Origin of the sequence: Gemmobacter sp. (assembly GCF_016792925.1) — a bacterium.
Taxonomy (GTDB): Bacteria; Pseudomonadota; Alphaproteobacteria; order Rhodobacterales; family Rhodobacteraceae; genus Gemmobacter.
In genome coordinates this window covers 1-2484 of record NZ_JAEULU010000052.1, presented here as the reverse complement: position 1 = coordinate 2484, position 2484 = coordinate 1, and the positions used below count along the sequence as shown (strand labels likewise).

Genomic DNA, 2484 nt, shown 5'->3' with positions numbered 1-2484 from the left:
GGGCAGGTGCAATCGCGCCAGGTCGGGTGGCGGTCAAGCGGGTTGCCGGGGATGTCGAAGCTGACATCGTAGGGGAGTTCGACCGGCAGGTTTTCCTTCTTCTCGGCCACCACGCCGCAGGTGGGGCAATGCACCACCGGGATCGGGCAGCCCCAATAGCGCTGGCGCGACACGCCCCAGTCGCGCAGACGGAATTTGGTGACGCCCTGACCAAAGCCCCGCGATTCCGCCAGGGCGATGGCTTCGGCCACGCCCTCATCGCCGGTCATCGTCTTGTCGCCGCTGATGCCACGGATATAGCGGACCTTTTCCGATTTCATCGGGGTGTAGGCCTCGGTCAGCACGGCTTCCCCGGCGCCCTCGGCCACGAAAACCGGGGTGATGGGCAGGCTGTATTTGGTGGCGAATTCAAAATCGCGCTGGTCATGCGCCGGGCAACCGAAGATGGCGCCGGTGCCGTAATCCATCAGGATGAAATTCGCGATCCAGACCGGCAGCTCGATGCTCGGGTCCAGCGGGTGCTTGACGCGGATGCCGGTGTCAAAGCCGATCTTCTCGGCGGTTTCCAGCGCTTCGGCGGTGGTGCCGCCCTGACGACACTGGGCAAGGAACGCCTCCACCGCCGGATCACCGGCCAGCGCCTTGGCCATCGGGTGATCGGGGCTGATGCCCGCAAAGCTCGCACCCATCAGCGTGTCGGGGCGGGTGGTGTAAACCTCCAGCTTGGGGAAGCCCACGGGCGCGCCCACCGTCTCAAAGGCGAATTGCAGCCCGCGCGACTTGCCGATCCAGTTGGCCTGCATCAGGCGCACCTTCTCGGGCCAGTCTTTCAACCCGTCCAGCGCCTCCAGCAGATCCTCGGCCATGTCGGAGATCTTGAAGAACCACTGGGTCAGCTCGCGCCGCTCCACCGCCGCGCCCGAGCGCCAGCCCTTGCCGTCGATCACCTGTTCATTCGCCAGCACGGTCATATCGACCGGATCCCAGTTCACCATGGCCGCCTTGCGATAGACGAGGCCCTTTTCCATCATGTCGATGAACATGGCCTGCTGCTGGCCGTAATATTCCGGGTCGCAGGTGGCGAATTCGCGGCTCCAGTCGATGCTGAGGCCCAGGGGCTTCATCTGGCCGCGCATGTCGGCGATATTGCCATAGGTCCAGTCTTTCGGGTGGCCGCCCCGCTCCATCGCCGCATTTTCGGCGGGCATGCCGAAGGCATCCCAGCCCATCGGATGCAGCACCGAAAAGCCGCAGGAGGATTTGAACCGCGCCACCACATCGCCCATGGTGTAATTGCGCACATGGCCCATATGGATGCGCCCCGACGGATAGGGGAACATCTCCAGCACATAGTATTTGGGCTTGGCCGCATCGCGCCGGGCGGTGAACACCCCGGCCTCATCCCAGGTCTGTTGCCATTTGGCTTCGATCTGGCTGGGTTCATAACGCGACATGCTGGCCTCATTCCGCAGGGATACCGCGCGGAATTACACCGGAGGCGGGGAAAAGGTCCAGCCCAAGCATGGCGGGGGCGCGTGCTTTGCGCGCCCGCCCGATGTTGCCCGGTGTTACAGCTTGCTGTCGCGGATGCGCAATTGCCGCGCGCGGGTCAGGATCGCGTCTTCCACGGCGCGCTGCGTCTCGGCCGAGACGGCGCCGCCGCCCTTGCCTTGCAGCGACACTTTCAACGAACGCGCATCCAGCGCCGGATCGCTGACATAGATCGTCGCGCGATAGGCGCGGCCACCGCCGGGCGGGGCGCCATAGCCGGTGACGATGATGCCGGTGAAGGGATCGACCGATTCGATGGGCAGGAAGTTCAGCACCTCAAGGCTGGCCTGCCAGAGGTATTTGTTCACCTCGACCGTGGTGTTCGGGTCTGCATTGTTGGTGAACAGGTCGAGAATCGAGCCCTTGTTGTCCTTTTCGCGCGCCTCTTCCATCTTTTCGATGGCCTCACGCTGGGCGCGGGCGGCCTCGCGGCGCTCGAACTGCCCGGCCGTGGGGGCGGCGCCCGATCCACCAAAGGGGGAGGATCCAAAGCCGGAGCCACCGCCTCCGCAGGCGGCAAGCGCCAGAACGAGGCTTCCGGCAAGGGCAGGGGCTGCAAGGCGCTTGAAGATCATTCCCGGTTCCTTCGACGTGCTTCCCTGCTGTCTATACCGAGGGGGGCAAAGCGAACAAGGCCTTTCGGGCGCGGCGGCCCATGTCGGCGGGGCTGCGCCACCACCGCTATATGTAAGGTGATTTCTCGGGCGATTTTGCTGCATTGCAGCGGCTGCGGGCACTGTGGCAAGCCTGCACCACCCCGCCCGCGTTTGCCCGGTGGCGTGCGGCGGTCATTGCATTCCGGGGCGGTTCGGCTGAAAAGGATTGCCATACCCAACTCGGATTCCCCTGAGTTGGGCCGCACCTTGAGACAACGAGGGAAAACGATGAAAAAGATTCTTCTGGCGACCAGCATCCTGGCTGCTACCACCGGTT

Annotated in this window: 2 protein-coding genes; both read right to left on the bottom strand. The window is 64.3% G+C overall.

Annotated features, from left to right (window positions below; genetic code table 11):
* The coding region (gene leuS, locus JNN06_RS02935; RefSeq protein WP_291238104.1) for a leucine--tRNA ligase at positions 1–1454 on the bottom strand (1454 nt) is incomplete at its 3' end.
* Positions 1455–1568: 114 nt separating this feature from the next.
* Positions 1569–2126 (bottom strand): DUF3576 domain-containing protein, encoded by a 558-nt coding sequence (locus tag JNN06_RS02930; RefSeq protein ID WP_291238103.1) that lies wholly within the window; start codon positions 2124–2126, stop codon positions 1569–1571.
* Between the last annotated feature and the right edge of the window lie 358 nt (positions 2127–2484).

Excerpts from the sequence above, each read along its gene's own strand:
- JNN06_RS02930 (WP_291238103.1), bottom strand. The coding sequence starts at position 2,126 with ATGATCTTCAAGCGCCTTGCAGCCCCTGCCCTTGCCGGAAGCCTCGTT.